Here is a 21402-nt window from a genome sequence, read left to right on the forward strand (position 1 = left end):
AAAAATAGCTCTGATAAGTATCAGAGCTATCTTTATTATAACATTACTATCTTAATAATTGAAGTACACCTTGTGGTTGTTGATTTGCTTGTGCAAGCATTGCTTGAGCTGCTTGATTTAAGATATTATTTTTGCTGAATGACATCATTTCTTTTGCCATGTCAACGTCTCTAATTCTTGATTCAGCTGCTGTTAAATTTTCAGATGCTGTTCCTAAGTTATTGATTGTATGTTCTAGTCTATTTTGATAAGCACCAAGCTTTGATCTCTCAGTAGATACTTTATTAATCGCTTTATCTAATATATCTATAGCTGCAGTTGCCTTGTCATGTGTAGAAACATCTAATGCAGATTCTACTGCTGTTGAATCTGTTCCATTAGTTACTGCGCCAGCGGTAGCAAATGAACCACCTGTGTCTGCAGTCCCTGATGCTGATGCTGCGCCAGATGCCGCCGCTGGTGCTGCTGCTGTTGCTGCATCTGTTATACCTGTGAATTTTGCAAATTTTGTTTTATCTCCTGCTGCTCCTCCATAATTAACTGTAACATCTTCTCCTGTGTTTTTTGCTTTTATTTCTAGTTTTCCACCATTATCAGTGATATCTACTGCATCTGTTATAGCGCCACCTGATCCATCAGTTGCAGTTTTTAATAAATCTACTAATTGTGTTGTTGTTGCTGCAGCACTTAACCCTCCTGTTATGGTTGAAGTTGCTAGTGTAAATGTTGCACTACCCACTTCTATACTAATTGATATATTTGTAGCTGCGGATACATCTGTTGCTACCATAGCTGCTGATCCTGTTAATATAGCTACTGTTGCTGCTGCTGTTGCTGCTCCTGATGCTCCTTCTGCTCCTTCTGCTCCTTCTGCTCCTGATACTTCTTGAGAAATACCAAGGGCTTTTGCACTCATATCTGCAATACTAACTTGGAAGGCTTGCCCTTTGTTAGCACCAATTTGTAAAGTTGCTTTAAATGTTGATGATTCTCCTGCCGCATCCGCTGCTGCTCCTGATGCTGATGCTGCTCCTGATGCCGCCGCTGGTGCTGCTGCTGTTGCTGCATCTGTTATACCTGTGAATTTTGCAAATTTTGTTTTATCTCCTGCTGCTCCTCCATAATTAACTGTAACATCTTCTCCTGTGTTTTTTGCTTTTATTTCTAGTTTTCCACCATTATCAGTGATATCTACTTTATCTGTTATAGCGCCACCTGATCCATCAGTTGCAGTTTTTAATAAATCTACTAATTGTGTTGTTGTTGCTGCAGCACTTAATCCTCCTGTTATGGTTGAAGTTGCTAGCGTAAATGTTGCACTACCCACTTCTATACTAATTGATATATTTGTAGCTGCGGATACATCTGTTGCTACCATAGCTGCTGATCCTGTTAATATAGCTACTGTTGCTGCTGCTGTTGCTGCTCCTGATGCTCCTTCTGTTCCTTCTGTTCCTTCTGTTCCTGATGCTGCTGTTGATCTACCACCATCTAATACTTTTTGTGTATTGAACTCAGTAGTATTAGCGATTCTATTGATTTCAGAAGTTAATTGGTTAATCTCGTTTTGGATTTCTCCTCTATCACTTGAAGTGTTTGTATCATTTGCTGATTGTACTGCTAACTCTCTCATTCTTTGAAGAATTGAGTGTGTTTCTGTTAATGCACCTTCAGCTGTTTGGATTAAAGAAATACCATCTTGAGCATTTCTTGATGCTTGGTTCAAACCTCTGATTTGGCCTCTCATTTTTTCACTAATTGCAAGACCTGCTGCATCGTCTCCAGCTCTGTTGATTCTAAGACCTGAAGATAATTTTTCCATTGATTTTCCTGATTTTACTGTGTTTCCAGTCATCATTCTGTGTGCGTTTAACGCGTTCATATTATGATTAATGATCATAAAATTTCCCTCCTTGAATTTTTTTAAGTGGACTTCCTTTTCCACTGTTTTTATTTATAGTTAGCCTTTCGGCTTGCTACCTTTTGTATAAGTTTTTTACTACTTTATAGTTTTCTTCATTGATTTCTTATATATCGGCCGATAATATAAGTATAATTTTTACGCTTGTACTATTATTATCGGCATGTGATTACACTACTTTAGTATTTTTTTTTAAATTTTTATATTTTTTTATAAAAAAAGTGGAGTTTTTACTCCACTAGGATTATTTTATAATTTTTAAGCTTTCTTTTAATTTAAATAGTTCTTTTTCATTTTCAAATTCTTTTTTCTCCATAAACCGAATATCAGAAGATAAATTTGTAACAGATGCTTCTATTTCATCTAATCGTTCGTTCAAATCCCCTCGTATTTCATCATTTTTTCTTTCAATAGTTTCTAGTATATTGGCATGTCCCTCTGCTAGAAGTTCTATATTCTTTGCCATTTTTTCTTGTGAAACCTCTATTTTAATAAGTCTCTGCTCCATAGATGATTGATTTTTTTCTAGATTATCAAATCTATTTTCTAAATTATCAAATCTATTTTCTAGATTGTCAAATCTATTTTCCATTCTATTTTGACTTTCTAGTATTTGCTTTAAGATTTTATCAATATTTTCCATACATTTCACTCCTCTTCATCATTTTATCATATACCTTCATAAGATGTAATATAAATATTTTCGAGATTTATATTACATCCTTTATGATAAAGAAAAGTTTTCTATTTCTTAAATAAATCTTCTAACCCTTTAAGGTTTAAATTGCTTACAGCTGCCTTTTTATTTTCTTCCTGAATTTCTAGATATATTTCTTTTCTATGAATTTCAATATCCTTTGGAGCGGATATACCAAGCTTTACTTTATTTTCATCAATGCCAATAATCTTTATTTCTATTTGATCATCAATCACAATACTTTCATCTTTTTTTCTCGTTAAGATTAGCATCCTACTCCCCTCCTATCCGATATTTTCTGTGACCTCTTCTTCAAAGATACAATGTTTTAAACTATACTTTTCTGTATCTAATACAATTTGTTTCCCTTTTTTATTTTTTATATTCATAATCAAAGGACCTCGTAAATTGATGGTCATTTTTTTCATATCTTCTGGAACAACAGCAATGCTAAAGATCATTACATCTTCTTCCTTTTCAATAGCTAGCTGTTCAATGACTTTTTCAGGGATTTCAAAATCATAATCTTTTTTAAATACAAATGGATTTGTAATCACAAAGGCTAAATCTGAATATTCTACTGCTTGCAGCCAATGAAAAGGTACTTCTTTATCAGGATTTACAATCACTGTGTATTTTTTTATGTCTTCAAATCCAAGGATTCCTTCTTCAAAGGTAATGATTTTTTCTTCATCAATTTCTATTTCTCCAAAATGCTTTGTAGTAAGAATCATAAATTTACCTCCCTTTTAGTTTGAAAGTTCAACCTACACGGTTGAACTCTCCACCTACCACTTCAATGTTTAAACTATTTTTTTGTTTTAGGTAAGTTTCTAGCTTTCCTCTTGTATAATTGATATTAGGTTTACTAACCTTTGCATCAAAAGTTACTTTTCCCCATTCTGATTGGATATCTACCGTACCACCTGTAAAATTAATTTGAGGTCTACTCTTTGGAATTACCCCTATATTAAACTCTTTGTTGAATAAATCATGAGCGTTTTCTCTTGCTTGACTAGGAATAACATCTCCCTTATTTTCTATAGCTGCCATTTCATTTCCTTGTCTAACAATACGAGCAATCCCTTGTAATGATTTTTGTTTTGCAAAGGCTGCATTGTCTTTGATAAGATCTTCTACATTCTTTTGACCCTCTTCTTTAAAGCATACATATTGATCAATCTGAACCTTTGATTGTTCTGATTTGATTTGTATTTTAGGGGGCTGCGTATGCATTTTTAGTTCTGGATTTGGCTGATTGATTTCAAGCTTTCCTGGTGTTCGATTGATCCCTATTTGCGCTCTTGTACTAGTCATACTAAGTTCCATATTTTTCACCTCAATTGATTAACTATCTAAGAAAATCCATAAGGGTTGGTTGTATAATTTTCGCTCCTGTAGATAAAGAAGCACGATAAATATTTTCTGCTGTTTTAAATTTCATAACGGTTTCCATCATATCTGCATCTTGGGTTTTTGATAATAATGCTGTGAAATTTAGTATATTATCATCTAGACGATTTTTATCTAATTCTAATCGATTGGTTTTTGCACCGATTTCTGAAAGCTTTGCTAAAACATTATTGAGATTTTGGTCCATATCTTTAAGCATACCGCTAATATCTATTTTTTCTGTTTTTATGGAAGCTTTTTGTGAAACTTGATCATTAGCAAAACCTATCTTCGTTAAGAACTTATTATCATCTAGATTGCTAATTTTTATACTTTCAAAATCTGTATTAGATGCATCTTGATAATTTCCAGTAAATTTTAGTCGATGGTCTTCTGTAAAGGAAACCTTTACTTTTCCTAAAAAGGATGGTTTCCCATCAATTTGATCTTGAATATCTTTTAATAGTTCATCTTTTCCAAATTGGGTATCTAGTTCATATTTTTTATTTTGAGGAAGATTGATGGTTTCTTCTATTCCATCAATGGTTAAATTAAACTGATGATTTGTATCATCCGTCTCTATGGTTCCCTTCATTCTTTCTCCCACAAGGATTGGTGCAATCTGCTGATTTGCTTTACCACTGGTAGTCATGATTTCTGTATTACCTAAAGTTCCTTCTACTGTGATATTTTCATTATCTGCTGAAAAGGTAATGGTTTTATTTGTATCATCTATTTTTACAGTTACATTTTTAGTTTTTAACGCTGGAATCTTGTCTATTTCATCTTGTATATCTTTTTGAGTTAATGGATTGCTTGCAGGTAATGATAGTTCGTGAGAATTTTCCTCTCCATCTATTTTTATTTTAAGTTTTCTATCTTTACTACTATTATCTAAATCTCCATCCTTATAAGTAATCGTATTTGTGCTTATAGTAGAAATTCCCAAAGAAACCTTTGGCGTAATCTCAGCTTGTGCAGTAAAGCTAATTGTTTTATTTTTTTCATCTAAATGTACTTTCACACCATTTTTCTTGAGATGCTCCACACTATCTATTGCATTTTGTATTGATTCTTCTGTCAATTCTTCATAAGGAAGCTTCAAATCAAAACTGTCATTCCCTATTTTTATATTTATGCTTTTATCATCATTGCTATTATCTAACTCTGTATAGCTTATTGCTCTAGTTCCATACTCCATATCCACAAAGCCTTGTTTATAATCCTTTTCTCCACCTAAACTCTTTTCTAGCTTTGTCAATGTTTCAAAAGTACCATAAAAGCCTTTTTGAAGGATTTCCGTTCCATTTAAATTGGCATTTAGCATATCTCCTGTACCTATTTCTATATTCATCTTGTCTGCCATTTGATCATAAGTAGGCGCTTTATTATTTTTATTGGTTAAAAATTCTTGAAAGTCTGTATCTTCTATATCATCATCAATAGCTCCTCCAGGACTTAATATTCTACCATTATATTTAAGTTTATTCCCTATTGTTGTTCCCTCTACCGCAAAGGGCTTTTCCATTGTATTGTATCCAGCAAAGATATATTTTCCAGCAAAGTTGGTATTTCCTATGGATACGATTTGATCCTTTAATTGGGTAATATCCTTTTGTATAGCGGCTTTGTCTTCATCTGTAAGTGTTCCTGTAGCCCCTCTTGCTGTGAGCTCTCTGACCTTTTGCATAACATCCTTTAACTGCATAACAGATGTTTCTGTTGCTTGCATCCAAGAAAGAGCTTGATCTACATTTTTTTTATATTGTTCATGATGAGAAATATCTGATGAAAGCTTTAGAACCTGTGATATACCAATAGGGTCATCTGAAGGCATATTGATTCTTTTTCCTGTTGCCATTTGCTGATCAAGCTTTGCCATGCTATTTAAGTTATTGAATATATTTCTCATCATGGTATTGGTCATCATGCTATTTGTAATACGCATTTTTTTCACTCCATTTCAAAATCTCAATCATTTATAATTATCTTCCTACCAATCCCATACGATTAATAATCGTATCAATCATCTGATCTATTGCCGTAATCATTCTTGCATTAGCTTGATATGCATGCTGAAATTTAATCATATTTGCCATTTCTTCATCTAATGATACACCAGATATAGACTGTTTTTTGTTATCTGTTTGTCCTAATAAAATAGCTTGATTTTTAGATGTATTTTTTGCATGTTGGCTATCTACTCCTAAATTTGAAATTAAAGATTTCATAAAGTCTTCTGGTTTTCCCCATGCATACATCTTAGCTTTATCTTTTATTTGGTTCATTTTCAAAGCATTATCCCCACTTCCAGGAAGTCCTGCATGGGTGCTACTTGCAGCAATCGCATTTAATTCCTTCTCTACTGCATCAGATATGCTCATGGATGTAGCAGTAATTTTAGAGGTAATATAATATTTTTCAGTACCATCTTCAACAATTTTTACTACAGACATTTCATTATAAGAGGGAATGGTATCTTGTGTAAATTCAAAGGGTTCTTTTCCTAACTCTGAGGATTTTGCCCCTTCAATCATTCTGATAGCCTCTTGTTCTCCGTATTTATCCATAAGATTCATAAATTTTTTATCTTTAGTAATTTCCTTTATTTCTCCATTCATCTGAAAAAAATCTACTCCATGTTGTCCATTCAACCCATATCCTTCTCTATGAATAAGGTTGGTTTGTACAACAAAAGTTTTTGCAAAGTTATTCAATTGATCTGTATAATACGGAACCCCTTTTTCATCTCCGCTAATATTGTCCCTTGCATCTATATATCCTTTTAATTTTCCACCTTTAGGGATAAAGCTTCCTCCCTTTTCCCAAACTACATCACTAAGCTGTTCTACATCTGCATTATTTTTTTTCTCCCCTGGCTCTCTTTCCTTTATTTTCAAGTGGGAAGAACCTGTTTGTGATACAAGTTGGTTTCCATCTGCCATTACACGAATTTTTCCGCTTTTTTCTTCAAAAGTATCTATTTTCACTAATTCAGATAATTGATCTAAAATTAAATTTCTTTCATCTCTCAAATCATTTGCACGACTTCCATCTAACTCATAACGGCAAATTTGGTCATTTAATTCTGCTATTTGATCTGCATAACCATTAATTTGGTCTACTGTAGTCTTTACATTAAAATCTAAATCCCTTTGGACTTTCTCTAATTGATACCCTAATTGATTCACCATCTTAGCAAGTTTGATTCCTGACTCTCTCACTGTAGCTCTTGTGGTTAGATTTTCTGCATCTGTACTTAGCTTTTCTAATGATACAAAATAATCATCCATTGCTTTACGAATTGCTGAATCAGAGGGTTCTCCAAAAATGGCTTCTATATTTTTTAATACATCAGCCCTTGTATTCCACTCACCAAAAGCTTGATTTTCATCTCTATATTTAATGTCTAAAAACTCATCTCGAATATTTTTTATATGAAGAGTATCTACACCTGTTCCAATCATCCCTTGTCCACCTGATAAGGCCATTGGATCTGACTGAGACATTTCTACTCTTTGTCTAGAGTAACCTGGTGTATTTGCATTTGCTATATTATGTCCTATAACTTGTAGTGCTCTTTGACTAGCAAATAATCCTGATTTTGCTATATTGAGTCCAAAAAAACTTCCACTCATTTTTATCCCCCTTAAACTTTTGCATCAAAAATACTAGATTTTTTCTTTAAATCCTTTTCATTTGCCTCATCTCCATAAGTACTTCCTGCTGTATCTAAGCTTGTTATCACATTCATATTAAAGTCAATATAATCTAATGACTGGTGAATCAACTTAGCATTTAATTCATTTAAATGTTGTATTTCTCTTAATAAACTTTCTAATTTATTCTTCAAATCTACAACCTTTGTTTTATATAAAGGCTCTAAATAATTAGATAAGTCACTAATATTTCCAATGTATTCTATGTCTAATTCATGTAATATATTTCCAACAATCGCCGTTCGTATTTGGTCAATCTTTCCCATATTCACAATGATATCTTGTTCTTGTTGGGTAATCCGCTCTAGCTCTTTTACATTGCCCTCTATGATGATTGCTTTTTTCTTGTTTGCTAAATTTAAATAGTCCTGATAGATTTCACATTCTTTATTCAGCGCAAGGATTAATTGTTCAATAGATTTGGACATTTATTTTCCTCCTTAAATAAGCATTTAAAAAATTTGAAGGCAAATTTACCTTCAAAAATTTTAAATCTTTCTATCAAACATACCTTCCACAATTTCTTCTGCAGATGGGCTATAATTTCTAGAAGCTGTTTGCTGTTTGATTTTATCTACCTTTTCATCTCTCACATCTGGAAGCTTTTTATAAGCATCTAATGCTACTTGATACTCTCTTGCATTTTCAGATATTTGAATCTGATCATCCTTTTGCTTCATTTTTTTAATGTTTCCTACGTTTTTTGTATTCTTTCTATACGTCCCTAGTATTTTTTGCATATTAAGATTATTAGTGATTTTCATAAAAACACCCCCACTTCTACCGAATGATTCTACTTTAGTATCGGCAAAAGTGAGGGTTATGTTTATAATTTTTATAAAAATTTATCTTCTTTTTTTCCTTTCTGCAGTGTACATTCTTTCTCTTTGTTTATCACCTTTTGATTTTAATCGATCTACCTTTTCAAATCCATCCTTTAATCCATTTTTTAATTCTTGTGCACATTCATCACAAAATCTTCCTGTTCTAATTGCTTTTCCACAACGTTCACATTCAAGAAGTAGCGCTGAATTTTCTCCTATAATTTCAAGTCTTCCTTCTCTTAAGAAACGAAGAATTTTATCTTCGTCCACACCTGTTTCTTCTGATACCTCTGTAAGGGTTGCTCCTGTATTTTCATAGATATACTCCCTTACAGCTTTAAAAGCATCTTCATCCTTTCTTCTGCATCTTGGACATATTTTACTAATACCATTATATTGAAAAAGTTTGCCACATTCTTTACAATTTCGAATTTCAGCCATATTTTTTCCCCCTTAAATTCATTAAAAATTTATATTTTTCCCTGTAGCAAAGGATATACTATAGATCTCTTTAGGTTTTGCTTTTCTTATTTCTTTGCTACAAGCATCAATAGTACTTCCTGTTGTATATACATCATCTACTAAGAGTATATTTTTATCTACAAAATCCTCTTTTGCTTGAACAAAGAAAGCATTTTCTAAATTATTTTTTCGTTCATCTTTGTTTAGTTGATTTTGAGACTTTGTATCTTTTATTTTAATAAGATTGTTTTTCTCTACTTTCCAATTCATAACTTTTCCTATGTATTTAGAAAGTAACTCAGATTGATTAAATCCTCGCTTCCTTTCTTTTTTCTTGTATAGAGGTACAGGAACAATATAATCAATATCATTCAAATCATGTTTTTTTAACTGACTGATCATCATTTCTGCCATATGATAGGCTATATATCTATGATTTTTGTATTTTAGCTTATGTACGAGCTCTTTCATATGTTCATTATATTCTACACAAGAAAATCCTTTTGTAAAATAATGCTTCGTCTTTATACAATCTGGACATTCTTTTGAAAGATAAAAATCATCTAAAGGTTTACCACATTTCTCACAAATTCGATCAGCAATAAAATTTATTTTTTCTTTACAAGATTGACATAGAGAATATTTTTCTGTTTTTTCAATGCTTTCATTGCATAGAATACAATAAATATTTCGTGGGTAGATAAAATCTAGAAATGTATCTATATAACGATCTAATTTCATCAAAATTTCTCCTTGCTTTAGGCAAGGCTTTTATATGTATAAAGAAACCTTGCAAAATAGATTGCTTTATTATCTATTTTACAAAGTTTTTATGAGAATTATTCTTTTCCTTAATAAAATTTTATCATCTTTTCATGTAGTTGTCTAAAACTTTATTTTCTATTAACTTTTCATCGTTATCTCTTAAGTATGAATCATCATTTATCTGTACTTTTTATATACTATACTGTTTTTGTTCCACTAACCACGCTAAATTTCCAATTCATTAATATATCATCATCGACTATTTTCATATTGTAAGCTTTTTTTACTAATAGATCCGCTTCATAATGCATTTTTCTTATTATATCAATATTTCTAAAAGGAACCCCGGCATTATCTAACCAGTTATTAAGACTCATCCCACTTAAAACAATAGTTTTTGAAGTAATATTATAGAAATTATGGTTTATCATCAAATTTGTAATATCATCTAAAAGAAATGTATTTCTATCTTCTTTAAATTTAAACATTTCTTCGTAGAAAGATACACAATATCTATCTGGCGGATTTCCTTCACAAATAATAAATTTCCCATCTGGTTTTAATATGCGATATATTTCTGCTAAAGCCTTGTCCAAGTCTTCAGCATGATGTAAAACCATTCTAGCAGTTACTGCATCAAAAAAATCCTCTTTGAAATTATCTAAATTTTCAATTTTGCTTACATAAAGATTAAAGCCATACGATTCATCAATTTTGTCCATCATTTCTTTACTTACATCAACACCATAATAATTTCCATTTGGTGAATGCTGTTTTAAAGTTTTTAATACTTTACCTGTCCCTGTTCCTAAATCCAAAACATTCTTATCATTTAAATTTCCCGCAAAATTAACCATAGCATTAAGTGTTTCATCTCTATTTACCCAATCAATTTTATCATAAGTTTTAGCTCTAGAGGCCCAATCCGTTTTTATTTTTACTAATCTTCTTACAAAATCAGTATCTGTAATTGCTCTTTTATAATCTTCTTCTGTATTAATCTCAAGCCATCCTCTTTCAATCATCACACAATGCAATGGTATTCCTAATCGTGACATTTCATCTAACAAATCTGTTACCCATGCTTTTTTTAGTTTATAAGAATTCAAATATGCGTCACTTTCAGAAATATTTTTTACTCTATCATAATTCTTTTTTAATATTTCAACACCATGATAAGAACATTTTATAATACCTGTGAACAAACCATGATTTTCATCACCTAATTCTAAATTTTTTCCTATTCTGTTAACTCTATTTTCTCCATCAAAACTTAACATTTCCATACTTTTATAATCTATTTTATTCTTATGTCTAAAGCAATCGTCTAAATTCATCATAACTCCAATTGAAATATCTTTTTTAGCTTCTAATATTCTTTTTATTGTTTTTTGATCAAAAAGAATATCTCCATATAAAATCAATACATCATCATTCATTTCATCTTCTGCACAAAACAACGAATGTAAAACATTTGTATTTTCATATTCTGTATTATCATAATATTTTATTCCAGGAATATTAATTTGCTCTGAATGATACCCTCGAACAACAGTAATATCATCTATTCCACAACTATACAAGGTATCTATTTGTATTTCCAATAATGAACTTCCTTCTATTTCTATAAGGCATGTAGGTTTTCCACTTATCAAATTTTGTATTTTCTCATTTCTACCCGCATTTAATATTATCGCTTTTATAATAATCCACTCCTCTATGTCTATATTCTCTAAAACAATTCAGATGAATATCTAAATTTTTATATATTCTTTCACATGATTAAATACTACACTTTTATAGTAATCTACTTTATCTATATAAATATCCTTTTCATCTTTTCCTGTTTTTTTATTAATCAGCTGCATTTTAGGATTTGTTACTGGAAATCTTCCATCATTTTCTACATTGTCTGTGGTCTCAAAATTGAAACTATGCTCTCTGTCATTAATTACTGCTTTATAAGTCTTATTCGGATAAATAGATTCTGTATACGCATATTCTCTCTCTTTTTCTCCTCCAAAATGTTTAGGTAAATTTCCATCCATATTCTTTATTGGATTATCTATATTGGCTAACTTTAAAATAGTAGGATATATATCCACAGTTTCAATATATTCATCTACAACACCACTTGGCACTCCATTCCCTTTGATTATAAAAGGAACTTTTATTCTTTCTTCTGCTAACAAAACGTTACTTTTATTTATATATGATTGACCATGGTCTGATACTATGGTTATTAGTATTTCATCATCTGAATATTTTGATCCAATATAGTCATACAATATTTTTAAGTAATAATCCAATCGATTTATTTCAGTTATATATTTTTCTATTTTTTTTGTATCATATTCTTTGTTTACTGATTTTTTATCATCTTTTTCAGTTGTTAAAGTGATCAAATTATTTCTCAACTGACTACTAATTTTAGGAAGAATATTATCACCAACTTTATGCAATTCAAATAAAGACATCCATACAAAATGTTTTCTGTCTTTAAATGCTTCTAATTGTTCTATCGTTTCCATAATATTTTCTTCACAACTCATACCTTCCATTGATTGTTGGTAGATAGTACGATTAAAACCTCTAGCATATCCATAAGCAGGAGATTTTCTCCAATCGCCACACACTTGAAAAGTAAAGTAACCATTTTTTCTGAAAATTTCACTAATCAATGGTTCCTTTTCACCAATTGCATAATTGAAATTAGGATGAAATAATTTGTGACCTGTTGTATATTTTCCTGTAAAAAATGCTGGTACACTACTCAATGTCCATTCGCCAGAAGTATGCACATGATTGAATCTTGCACCATCCTTAAAGAAATCATACGTATTGGGCATATATTTTTTGAATTTTTCTCCATCTATTATTGTTTGCGCTAATCCATCTATGAAAATATTTAAAACTAATTTTATATCCTTCTTTTCTTTTGGATCTTCTAATTTTAATACATCCCCTAAAAAAAAGCTATTATCTGCTACAATCTCTACTTTACATCTTTTACGAATAGGTAAATAATAAAATCTATTCGGATACAAATCCCTTAAATTATATATTTTTTTATCTATACGAATTTTTATTTTCACGCCCATTTTTTTTATAGAAATAGGTATTACTGAAGGTTCTTCAATATATATCTTCTTTTTAAAGTGAACTAGTTTCCCATAAATCGTTTCTGTTTTATACAGTTTCCAAAGTTGAGCATCATATGAAGCATATGTTGTATTATACAAACCAGCATAATACCCTCTATTGTTTTCTGAAAAAAGAAATTTCCCAATATATGTTTTATCTTTTGTAATGAGAGGAAATGATCTAGGGTCAAGTCTCTTTTTTTCTTCATTAATCTTATTAATTGCTTCATTTATTTGTTGATTTTTTTCATGAGCATCAAAACTTCTTTCTATGATTTCATCCTTTAATTTATTTACAATATTTCTTTCGTCATCGCTATTTGCATATTTAAAAGCTCTATTCAGCCATATTAATGTTTTTACGTAATTCTCTTCACAATTATAAATCACTGCAAAATTATATGCCAATTCAAAATTAAATGGCCTTTTTTCAAGACCTTCTTTAATTTTTTCCTTCGCATCTTCTAACTTGTTTTTTATCAAAAGTATCGTTGCTTCCATAGAATATATATCTATATCATATGGAAAAATATTTTTATAATCTTTTATTTTATATTCTGCTGTTTCAAAATTCTCTCTATTTATTAGTTCATTAATTTCTTCCTTCAATTTTTTAATTTTGTTAATCTCGTTAAAACAATCTTTTTTCAATAAAGTATCATTCTCATCCACTTTTATCACTTCCTATTTTTCAATTTTTTCAATCAATTCATGTATTTTACCTATACATTTTTCTATTGATTCCTCTGCTGTTTTAATAATTGCATCTGGATTTTGTGGAATATCGTATGGTTCATCTAATCCCATAACATTTTTTATCTCTCCTTGTAATGCTTTTTTATACATTCCTTTCACATCACGTTCTATACAAACTTCTAATGGGCAATTTACGTATATCTCATAATATTGTCCAATTTCTCTACGATTTTCTTCTCTCATTTCTTGATATCCCGCAATAGATGCTACGATTACATACACACCATTATTATTTAATAAATTACATAGTAATCTGTATACCTTAATGACCTTCATACGCTCTTCTTTGGAGTACCCAAATATATTCCCTATACTATCTCTAATAATATCACCATCTATTAACTGTACTTTCTTTCCTTTTTCTTCAAAAATCTTTACTATTTCTTCTGCTAATGTGCTTTTTCCTGAGCAGCTCAATCCAGTAAGCCACATTGTATATGCCTTTTCCATTATCTCTCCCCTTGTAAAATATACTTAAAACATTTGATAAAGAACGTACCTATTTTCTCCACAACATATATATTTTTTTATTAACTAAATTCATTCATAAAACATTATTCTAGAAATTAATACACATTTCAAATAAATCATCTATTAAGCTACAAGTTATTTATCGACAAATAATTTATTCCACTTTAGAAAAATATGAAAGTTACTATTTTGAATTCGATTATTCTCTATACTAGCCTTTAATTTCACTAATTTTATCCATTTCTTCTTCCTAAAAATAATCTAGCAAATTGTCCTTAAAAAAAAGAAAAAGTCATCTATAATATAGCTGACTTTTCTTTCATATATATTCTATTTACTAACTTATATTTTTCTTAAAACTCAATCAAATTCTCTGTCAAAAACCTTTTAAGTCTTACTCCTAGTCCTGAATTTCTTCGAATCACCCGATAATTATCTACCATATTTTTAAGACTTCCTTCAATCCCTACCATTACTACTAACTCCTTCGCCCTTGTAACAGCAGTATATAAAAGGTTTCTTGTAAGTAGCATGGGTGGACCCCAAAAGATAGGCATTACCACAATTGGAAATTCAGATCCTTGACTTTTATGAATAGTAATACAATAGGCTAGTTCTAACTCATCCAGCTGAGAAAAATCATAAGTAACCAATTTTTCTTCATCAAATAGAACAATCATTTCTTTTTCTTCCTGATCAATCTTTTGTATATAGCCAAAATCTCCGTTAAATACGCCTTCTCCTTCTTCCCCATCAATTGTATTCCACTTTAGATTATAATTGTTTTTCATTTGCATGATTTTATCTCCTACACGAAAAACTTTATCCTTCATCTTTCTTTCTTCCTTTTGGGAACTTGGAGGATTTAAGATTTCTTGTAGCACATTGTTTAACTGAAACATGCCTACTTGTCCTTTTTTCATAGGTGTAAGTACCTGAATGTTTTTGATAGGGTCACAACTATTAAATTTTGGAAGCCTCTCTTTGCATAATCCTTTTATGGTTTCAACTACATTTTCTTGATTTCTTTTTTTAATAAAATAAAAGTCTTTTTCTTTTTTGTTGATATAGGGATACTCCCCTTTGTTGATTCTATGGGCATTGACAATAATCATACTCTCTTGAGCCTGTCTAAAAATCTTATCAAGCTTTACAACTTTTATAATACCACTATCAATAATATCTCGTAATACATTTCCAGGTCCTACGGATGGAAGCTGATCCACATCCCCTACCAAAATAAGTCTTGTCCCTGGAAGCAAGGATCTTAAAAGTCCCTTCATCAAGATGATATCTACCATAGACATTTCATCAATAATCACAACATCAGAAGATAAGGGTTCTTCTTCATTTTTTCCAAAATTCATTCCTATTTCTTCATCTATATAAGCATATTCTAAAAGTCGATGTATGGTCTTTGCTTCTCTCCCTGTTGCTTCACTCATTCTTTTTGCCGCTCTTCCTGTAGGTGCCGCTAGTGAAATACTCAGATTATGACGCTCAAACATCTTTATAATACTATTAATCGTTGTGGTCTTTCCCGTTCCTGGTCCTCCTGTAATGACGACCACTCCATTTTTTGACGCTTCTTTTACAGCTTCTTTTTGATTTTTTGCTAAAGCTATTTCTTCATTTTTTTCTATTTCTTCGATTTCTTTATCTACATCCTCTGAAATAGGTTCAAGAGTTACTTGAGCCATTCCAACTAGCTTTTTACATGCATAACTTTCTGCATAGAAATAAGGCATAGAAAAAACAACAATTTTCTCTTCTAGATTTTCCAAATGTATTTCATTATTGAGTGCTAATTGTGTCAAGGCATCTTCTACAAGTTCTTTTTTTACATCTAATGTTTTTGCTGCTTCTTCCATTAATTCTTCCCTTGGTGTGTAGGTGTGTCCTTCTAAATTATACTGAGTAAGTACAAACTTTACCCCACACATGATTCTATAAGGTGAAGTAGGATCAAGACCCATTCTTTTTGCAATAGCATCTGCAATTTTGAATCCAATTCCAAAGATATCATCTGCTAGTCGATAAGGATTTTCTTGTATATACTGAATGGTATTTTCTTTATATTTTTTATAAATCTTTATAGCATATTTGGGTGTGACCCCATATTCCTGAAGAAAAAGAATAATTTCACTAAGTTCTCTTTGTTCTTTAAAGGATTCGGCTATTTTTTGTGCTTTTGCTTGACCTATCCCGCTTACTTTTGTTAATAAATGAGGTGTATATTGCATCATATCTAGCGTATCTTTTCCAAATTGTTCTACAATCTTTTGGGCAATCTTAGGACCAATTCCTTTGATAATCCCTGAAGATAAATATTTTTCAATGCCTTCTAATGTATTGGGCATGATTTTTTTGTAAGATATGATCTCTAGTTGTTCCCCAAATTTAGGATGAACCTTCCAATTTCCTGAAAATGAAAAAGTTTCTCCTGTATTTACAATAGGCATATATCCTACTATTGTTACCTGCTCTTCTTCCGTCTCAACAATAGCAACCGTATAGCCATTAGAATCATTTTTGAAAATAATTTCAGATAAAACCCCTTGTATTTCTACGTTCATAATGTCCTCCTAAAGGATTTGATATGTATATTATAGCATAAACAACAAAACACTGATTAGCAGTGTTTTATTGTTTATTAGGGCTATTTCAAACTAGCAATAGCTTTTGTCAACTCATTGATGCTCACACTAAGATTCTCTAGCTTCCCTTCAATCCGAACCAATAGATATACGGAAACAGCAATAGGAAATCCTAGATTAGCAACATAAGTAGTAAGCTCTTCCATTCTCTCGCCTCCTTTATATAGCATTAAAAATACAGCCCTCACTTATATAAATGATCTTCTTTTAGAAAGTTTAGTATATAGAAAATGACTTTTTCATCTTCTCTAGCGCTCTCTCCTTCGTCTTAACGATAGTCTGATAATGTAGCCCTAGCATCTTTGAAATTCGTCTCATGTTCAGTCCCTTGCCATAATATAAAATAATAATCTGCTTTTGCTTAGTTGTTAAGGTTTGTAATGCTCGTCCTAAAAATAAATGTTTCTCCGATTTTAATAAACGTTCCTCTATATTTGCTGTTTCATCTACTAATAAATCTATAAAGGACAATAGATCTTCTCCTGTACCTACTTGATTATTAAGAGAAAGTTCTTTTCTGCTCTTTTTCCTTTTCTCCATATAAAAAAATTTAAGCTGAAGTTTTATATATCCTAAAAAGGGTACTCCTTTTGTTTCATCAAATTTCTCTATTTCTCTTAATATTTTTAAAACCCCTTCTTGAAACAAATCCTTAAATTCTTCCTCTCCAAAATAATATTTCTTAATAGATGCAAAAACTAAAGGCTTAAGTCTTTCAACGACCTCCTCTTTGGCAAGTTTTTCTCCATCTTTGCACCTTTCTATAAGATTTTTCATCCTATATTCCATAGCTTCCTCCAAATAGGAGGATCGATCCTCAAAAGTACCATGGTCTATAGAAATTGTAGTATCTTCCCCTAAAAAAAGAAAAAATCCACTAAGAACTAGTCGATTTTTGTTTTATAGCCTATTCTTTTTAGTAGCCTCTACTTTTCTAAAAATCTTCTTAAAAATAGAAAAACTACTTCTTAGTTATATCTTATTTTCAAATACTACTCAACTTCTTTATCCTAAAAATTCTTATTATACTCATTCACTAACAAAATTTTAAAACTCACTTTTATGTTATACACTCCTAAAAAACAAAATGATAAGGTATCTAAAATACCTTATCATTTTTTATCCTTTTATTCACCTAATGCTTCTTTTCTTAAAATTTCAGCTTTATCTGTTTTTTCCCATGGAAGATCAATGTCTGTTCTGCCAAAATGTCCATATGCAGCCGTTTGTTTAAAGATTGGTCTTCTTAAATCTAAATCTCTAATGATTGCTGCTGGTCTTAAATCAAAGTGCTTACTTACAAGCTCTTCTAGTTTTTCTTCAGCTACTTTACCTGTTCCAAATGTTTCTACAAGGATAGATACCGGTTGTGCTACTCCGATTGCATAAGCAAGCTCTAGTTCGCATTTATCTGCAAGTCCTGCTGCTACAATGTTTTTAGCAACATATCTTGCTGCATAAGCTGCTGAACGGTCAACTTTTGTTGGATCTTTTCCTGAGAATGCACCACCACCGTGTCTTGCATACCCACCATAAGTATCTACTATAATCTTTCTACCTGTAAGTCCTGCGTCTCCTTGTGGTCCACCAATAACAAATCTACCTGTAGGATTGATTAGGTATCTTGTTTTTTCATCTAATAAATCAGCTGGAACAATATTTTTTACTACATGCTCAATTAAGTCTTTTTCAATTTGTTCTCTTGTTACATCTGGACAATGTTGTGTAGAAATAACAATCGTATCTATTCTTACAGGTTTGTCCCCTTCATATTCTACGGTTACCTGTGTTTTTCCATCTGGACGTAAATACTTTAATGTACCATTTTTTCTAACTTCTGTTAATGTTCTAGCAAGCTTGTGAGCAAGGGCAATAGGCATAGGCATCAATTCTGGTGTTTCATTGCATGCAAACCCGAACATAATTCCTTGGTCTCCTGCACCAATTGCTTCTATATCATCATATTTTTCTCCTTCTTTGCTTTCTAATGCTTCATCTACCCCCATAGCAATATCAGAAGATTGCTCATCTATAGAAGTAAGTACCGCACAAGTTTCACAATCAAATCCATATTTTGCTCTGTCATAACCAATTTCTTTGATTGTTTTTCTTACTACCTTTGGAATATCTACATAACAATGTGTACTAATCTCTCCTGCAACAAGTACAAGACCTGTTGTTACAGACGTTTCTGCTGCAACACGTGCATGAGGATCCTTTTCAAAAATTGCATCTAATATAGCATCTGAAACTTGGTCACATATCTTATCTGGATGCCCTTCTGTAACTGACTCTGAAGTAAATAATCTTCTTGCCATTTTTCGTATACCTCCTTAAAGTATTTATTGTATTATATTATTTCCTAAAAAAGCTTTTAAAAAAACCTCTTCACAAAAAGAAGAGGTTGGATTTTCTTTGTCCTCATCTTCCAGAAATTATCTTCTGTAGGATTTAGCACCGTGCAAATAACCGGTTGCCGGGAATCATCGGGCCTAGTCCCTCCTCCACTCTTGATAAGGCATCAAGATTTTTATTTAATTTTATCAAGGTAATTTTATCATATTCAAAAAATATGTCAACTTTTTTATTTTGGAAAATTATTGATTTTATAAATTTACAGCCACATGACTAAGTGTCATGATAATGAGTGCTGCAATGGTGTTTCCTATAAATATAGCAATAAATGCATTTTTAAAGGGTATATTAAAAAGTGATGCTGCAATGGATCCTGTCCATACTCCTGTAGTTGGTAGTGGAACAGCTACAAATAATAATAATCCTAAGCTTTTATATTTATGCACCTTTTCTGTTTTTCTTAAAGTTCTCTTCGTAATCCAATCAACAAGTTTTCTCCAATAAGGATGTTTTTTCATTTTTATAAAAATAGGCTTTAACAAAATCAGTAAAAAAGGAACGGGGATCATACTTCCAATCAATCCTAATAGGGTAGCATGCATCGCACTCATTCCTCTAGCTACCCCTATTGGTATAGCTCCCCTTAGCTCTATCAAAGGCATTGCTGCTACTAGTAAAACCATTATTTCATTTGAAATATATTCAAGTATTTGATCCATCGCAATCTTCCTTATCCATATTTTTTCTATTCTCTACAAACATTATATAGCAACCTCAATATTTTATGAAGAACTATTTTCTTTGTAATAAGAATTTAATGTTTATTTTAGTGTGGATTTTTATATAATTTAATTTATATAGCTAACAGAAAGGATTTCTTACTATGAAAAAAATACTAGGATGTGTAAAAAAAGCTGTAAGCGATTTTTCTATGATTCAAGATGGAGATGTAGTAGGTGTTGGTGTTTCAGGTGGAAAAGATAGTACTACTCTTTTATATGCTTTAAAGCTTTTTCAAAACTTTTCCCCTGTAAAATATGAATTAAAAGCCTTTACTTTAACTTTAGGCTTCGATGATTTTGATCTTACTCCTCTAAAAAAATTCTGTCATGATTTAAAGATTCCCTATATCATTCAACCCACTCAAATTGGAAAAGTCGTGTTTGAAGAACGAAAAGATAAAAATCCTTGTGCCATGTGTGCTAGGATGAGAAGAGGAAGGCTTCATACGCTTTGTAAAAAATACGGTGTCACAAAACTTGCACTAGGACATCACGGAGATGATGCAGTAGAAACATTGTTTTTAAGTATGTTTTATGAGAGTAGAATCAGCACCTTTGATCCAGTAACGTTTTTGGATAGAAAAAACCTAACCATGATCCGACCACTCATCTACGCATCAGAAAAAGACATCATTTCTGCTGTTAATAAACACCATCTTCCTGTTGTAAAAAGTCCTTGTCCTGCTAATGGAAAAACCCAAAGACAATATATGAAAAATCTTTTAGAACAAATCTATAAAGATATTCCTAATGGAAAAGACAGAATCATTACAGCACTAAAAAATAAAGAACAGTTAAATATTTGGTCAAAATAATTTTTGTGTCATATTTCCCACCCCCTCATATATATATTCATATAAGGGGGTGTTTTCTCTTTGAAGGACGATTATCATAACTACTTATATAAAAGACGTGTACATTATACAAATGAAAATGCTTCAACCATATTATCAGAGACCATTAAGGAAAGAATTTCAAACAGCGCAGTCATTATATGTATTGGTACAGATCGCTGTATTGGTGACGCTTTAGGTCCTTTAGTTGGCACAATGCTTCAGAATAGAGATTTTAGATTTCCTGTCTATGGTACCTTAGATGATCCCATCCATGCAGTAAATCTTAAAGAATCTATGGAAAAAATAAAGGGTAAACACCCTAATGGATTCTTTATTGCAGTAGATGCCTGTTTAGGAAATGAGGAACTTATTGGCAATATCCACGTAAAAAGAGGTCCTATTTTTCCTGGAAAAGGAGTTGGAAAGAAACTCCCTGGTGTGGGACAAATGTCTATCGTTGGAATTGTTGATAAACTCAATAAAGAAGATTGTTTTTCTATCCACAATATCCGTTTAAGCCTTGTGATGAAAATGTCAGAAGTTATTGTAGATGCCTTTATTTTGGCAACTTATTTGTCTTAAAGGGTTGTAGGAATTTTCCTACAGCCTCACTCTTATCAAT

21 protein-coding genes and 1 riboswitch are annotated in these 21402 nt (G+C 31.3%); of the genes, 2 read left to right on the top strand and 19 right to left on the bottom strand.

The genetic code is table 11. The features are described from left to right. Window positions 1-46: 46 nt before the first annotated feature. The 19 genes from K7H06_RS21425 to K7H06_RS14965 form a co-directional block, all read right to left on the bottom strand. On the bottom strand, window positions 47-1900 hold the full coding sequence (locus K7H06_RS21425) for a flagellin N-terminal helical domain-containing protein (RefSeq protein WP_281426011.1): 1854 nt from the start codon (window positions 1898-1900) through the stop codon (window positions 47-49). Between the two features lie 265 nt (window positions 1901-2165). Further along, a complete protein-coding gene (locus K7H06_RS14880; protein ID WP_223036822.1) occupies window positions 2166-2564 on the bottom strand; it encodes a hypothetical protein in 399 nt (132 codons plus the stop codon). A gap of 101 nt (window positions 2565-2665) precedes the next feature. Beyond that, on the bottom strand, window positions 2666-2890 hold the full coding sequence (gene csrA, locus K7H06_RS14885; RefSeq protein WP_223036823.1) for a carbon storage regulator CsrA: 225 nt from the start codon (window positions 2888-2890) through the stop codon (window positions 2666-2668). Between the two features lie 12 nt (window positions 2891-2902). Beyond that, entirely contained in the window at window positions 2903-3352 is a 450-nt protein-coding gene (gene fliW / locus K7H06_RS14890; protein ID WP_223036824.1) for a flagellar assembly protein FliW, read from the bottom strand. 28 nt (window positions 3353-3380) lie between these two features. Next, a complete protein-coding gene (locus K7H06_RS14895) occupies window positions 3381-3947 on the bottom strand; it encodes a DUF6470 family protein (RefSeq protein WP_246637542.1) in 567 nt (188 codons plus the stop codon). 22 nt (window positions 3948-3969) lie between these two features. Further along, window positions 3970-5958, bottom strand: coding sequence for a flagellar hook-associated protein FlgL (gene flgL, locus K7H06_RS14900; RefSeq protein WP_223036825.1), 1989 nt, complete (start codon window positions 5956-5958; stop codon window positions 3970-3972). A 37-nt stretch (window positions 5959-5995) separates the two neighbouring features. Beyond that, entirely contained in the window at window positions 5996-7648 is a 1653-nt protein-coding gene (flgK, locus tag K7H06_RS14905) for a flagellar hook-associated protein FlgK (RefSeq protein WP_223036826.1), read from the bottom strand. A gap of 11 nt (window positions 7649-7659) precedes the next feature. Beyond that, window positions 7660-8157, bottom strand: coding sequence for a flagellar protein FlgN (locus K7H06_RS14910; protein WP_223036827.1), 498 nt, complete (start codon window positions 8155-8157; stop codon window positions 7660-7662). Window positions 8158-8217: 60 nt separating this feature from the next. Continuing rightward, the gene (locus tag K7H06_RS14915; RefSeq protein WP_223036828.1) at window positions 8218-8493 is read right to left on the bottom strand and encodes a flagellar biosynthesis anti-sigma factor FlgM; all 276 of its coding nucleotides are present in this window, start codon (window positions 8491-8493) and stop codon (window positions 8218-8220) included. A gap of 81 nt (window positions 8494-8574) precedes the next feature. Then, window positions 8575-8994: a TIGR03826 family flagellar region protein gene (locus K7H06_RS14920; protein WP_223036829.1), complete on the bottom strand. Its 420-nt coding sequence runs from the start codon at window positions 8992-8994 to the stop codon at window positions 8575-8577. 21 nt (window positions 8995-9015) lie between these two features. After that, a complete protein-coding gene (locus tag K7H06_RS14925) occupies window positions 9016-9756 on the bottom strand; it encodes a ComF family protein (RefSeq protein WP_223036830.1) in 741 nt (246 codons plus the stop codon). A 221-nt stretch (window positions 9757-9977) separates the two neighbouring features. Further along, window positions 9978-11435 carry a methyltransferase domain-containing protein gene (locus K7H06_RS14930; protein WP_246637543.1) on the bottom strand — a complete coding sequence of 486 codons (1458 nt, stop codon included), beginning with the start codon at window positions 11433-11435 and terminating at the stop codon, window positions 9978-9980. Window positions 11436-11534: 99 nt separating this feature from the next. Beyond that, the gene (locus K7H06_RS14935; RefSeq protein ID WP_223036832.1) at window positions 11535-13595 is read right to left on the bottom strand and encodes a sulfatase-like hydrolase/transferase; all 2061 of its coding nucleotides are present in this window, start codon (window positions 13593-13595) and stop codon (window positions 11535-11537) included. Window positions 13596-13607: 12 nt separating this feature from the next. Next, window positions 13608-14129, bottom strand: coding sequence for an adenylyl-sulfate kinase (gene cysC, locus K7H06_RS14940; protein ID WP_223036833.1), 522 nt, complete (start codon window positions 14127-14129; stop codon window positions 13608-13610). A gap of 374 nt (window positions 14130-14503) precedes the next feature. After that, the gene (recD2, locus tag K7H06_RS14945) at window positions 14504-16726 is read right to left on the bottom strand and encodes an SF1B family DNA helicase RecD2 (RefSeq protein ID WP_223036834.1); all 2223 of its coding nucleotides are present in this window, start codon (window positions 16724-16726) and stop codon (window positions 14504-14506) included. Window positions 16727-16809: 83 nt separating this feature from the next. Then, window positions 16810-16953, bottom strand: a complete 144-nt coding sequence (locus K7H06_RS14950) for a YvrJ family protein (protein WP_223036835.1) — start codon at window positions 16951-16953, stop codon at window positions 16810-16812. A gap of 70 nt (window positions 16954-17023) precedes the next feature. Beyond that, a complete protein-coding gene (locus K7H06_RS14955) occupies window positions 17024-17596 on the bottom strand; it encodes an RNA polymerase sigma factor (RefSeq protein ID WP_223036836.1) in 573 nt (190 codons plus the stop codon). 338 nt (window positions 17597-17934) lie between these two features. Beyond that, the gene (metK, locus tag K7H06_RS14960) at window positions 17935-19125 is read right to left on the bottom strand and encodes a methionine adenosyltransferase (RefSeq protein ID WP_223036837.1); all 1191 of its coding nucleotides are present in this window, start codon (window positions 19123-19125) and stop codon (window positions 17935-17937) included. A gap of 100 nt (window positions 19126-19225) precedes the next feature. After that, window positions 19226-19327, bottom strand: a riboswitch (SAM riboswitch). Between the two features lie 86 nt (window positions 19328-19413). Next, window positions 19414-19881: a COG2426 family protein gene (locus tag K7H06_RS14965; protein WP_223036838.1), complete on the bottom strand. Its 468-nt coding sequence runs from the start codon at window positions 19879-19881 to the stop codon at window positions 19414-19416. 164 nt (window positions 19882-20045) lie between these two features. Between K7H06_RS14965 and K7H06_RS14970 the strand changes: the two genes are divergently transcribed. Beyond that, window positions 20046-20759 carry a tRNA 2-thiocytidine biosynthesis TtcA family protein gene (locus tag K7H06_RS14970; RefSeq protein ID WP_223036839.1) on the top strand — a complete coding sequence of 238 codons (714 nt, stop codon included), beginning with the start codon at window positions 20046-20048 and terminating at the stop codon, window positions 20757-20759. Window positions 20760-20819: 60 nt separating this feature from the next. After that, a complete protein-coding gene (gene yyaC / locus K7H06_RS14975; protein ID WP_223036840.1) occupies window positions 20820-21362 on the top strand; it encodes a spore protease YyaC in 543 nt (180 codons plus the stop codon). The last annotated feature ends 40 nt before the right edge of the window (window positions 21363-21402 follow it).

The sequence above is a fragment of the Crassaminicella profunda genome (assembly GCF_019884785.1).
GTDB lineage: Bacteria > Bacillota > Clostridia > Peptostreptococcales > Thermotaleaceae > Crassaminicella > Crassaminicella profunda.

What these genes read in the sequence shown, in the direction of transcription:
- K7H06_RS21425 (WP_281426011.1), bottom strand. Translation starts at nt 1,900, where the DNA reads ATGATCATTAATCATAATATGAACGCGTTAAACGCACACAGAATGATG.
- K7H06_RS14880 (WP_223036822.1), bottom strand. Translation starts at nt 2,564, where the DNA reads ATGGAAAATATTGATAAAATCTTAAAGCAAATACTAGAAAGTCAAAAT.
- csrA (WP_223036823.1), bottom strand. Translation starts at nt 2,890, where the DNA reads ATGCTAATCTTAACGAGAAAAAAAGATGAAAGTATTGTGATTGATGAT.
- fliW (WP_223036824.1), bottom strand. Translation starts at nt 3,352, where the DNA reads ATGATTCTTACTACAAAGCATTTTGGAGAAATAGAAATTGATGAAGAA.
- K7H06_RS14895 (WP_246637542.1), bottom strand. Translation starts at nt 3,947, where the DNA reads ATGGAACTTAGTATGACTAGTACAAGAGCGCAAATAGGGATCAATCGA.
- flgL (WP_223036825.1), bottom strand. Translation starts at nt 5,958, where the DNA reads ATGCGTATTACAAATAGCATGATGACCAATACCATGATGAGAAATATA.
- flgK (WP_223036826.1), bottom strand. Translation starts at nt 7,648, where the DNA reads ATGAGTGGAAGTTTTTTTGGACTCAATATAGCAAAATCAGGATTATTT.
- K7H06_RS14910 (WP_223036827.1), bottom strand. Translation starts at nt 8,157, where the DNA reads ATGTCCAAATCTATTGAACAATTAATCCTTGCGCTGAATAAAGAATGT.
- K7H06_RS14915 (WP_223036828.1), bottom strand. Translation starts at nt 8,493, where the DNA reads ATGAAAATCACTAATAATCTTAATATGCAAAAAATACTAGGGACGTAT.
- K7H06_RS14920 (WP_223036829.1), bottom strand. Translation starts at nt 8,994, where the DNA reads ATGGCTGAAATTCGAAATTGTAAAGAATGTGGCAAACTTTTTCAATAT.
- K7H06_RS14925 (WP_223036830.1), bottom strand. Translation starts at nt 9,756, where the DNA reads ATGAAATTAGATCGTTATATAGATACATTTCTAGATTTTATCTACCCA.
- cysC (WP_223036833.1), bottom strand. Translation starts at nt 14,129, where the DNA reads ATGGAAAAGGCATATACAATGTGGCTTACTGGATTGAGCTGCTCAGGA.
- recD2 (WP_223036834.1), bottom strand. Translation starts at nt 16,726, where the DNA reads ATGAACGTAGAAATACAAGGGGTTTTATCTGAAATTATTTTCAAAAAT.
- K7H06_RS14950 (WP_223036835.1), bottom strand. Translation starts at nt 16,953, where the DNA reads ATGGAAGAGCTTACTACTTATGTTGCTAATCTAGGATTTCCTATTGCT.
- K7H06_RS14955 (WP_223036836.1), bottom strand. Translation starts at nt 17,596, where the DNA reads ATGGAATATAGGATGAAAAATCTTATAGAAAGGTGCAAAGATGGAGAA.
- metK (WP_223036837.1), bottom strand. Translation starts at nt 19,125, where the DNA reads ATGGCAAGAAGATTATTTACTTCAGAGTCAGTTACAGAAGGGCATCCA.
- K7H06_RS14965 (WP_223036838.1), bottom strand. Translation starts at nt 19,881, where the DNA reads ATGGATCAAATACTTGAATATATTTCAAATGAAATAATGGTTTTACTA.
- K7H06_RS14970 (WP_223036839.1), top strand. Translation starts at nt 20,046, where the DNA reads ATGAAAAAAATACTAGGATGTGTAAAAAAAGCTGTAAGCGATTTTTCT.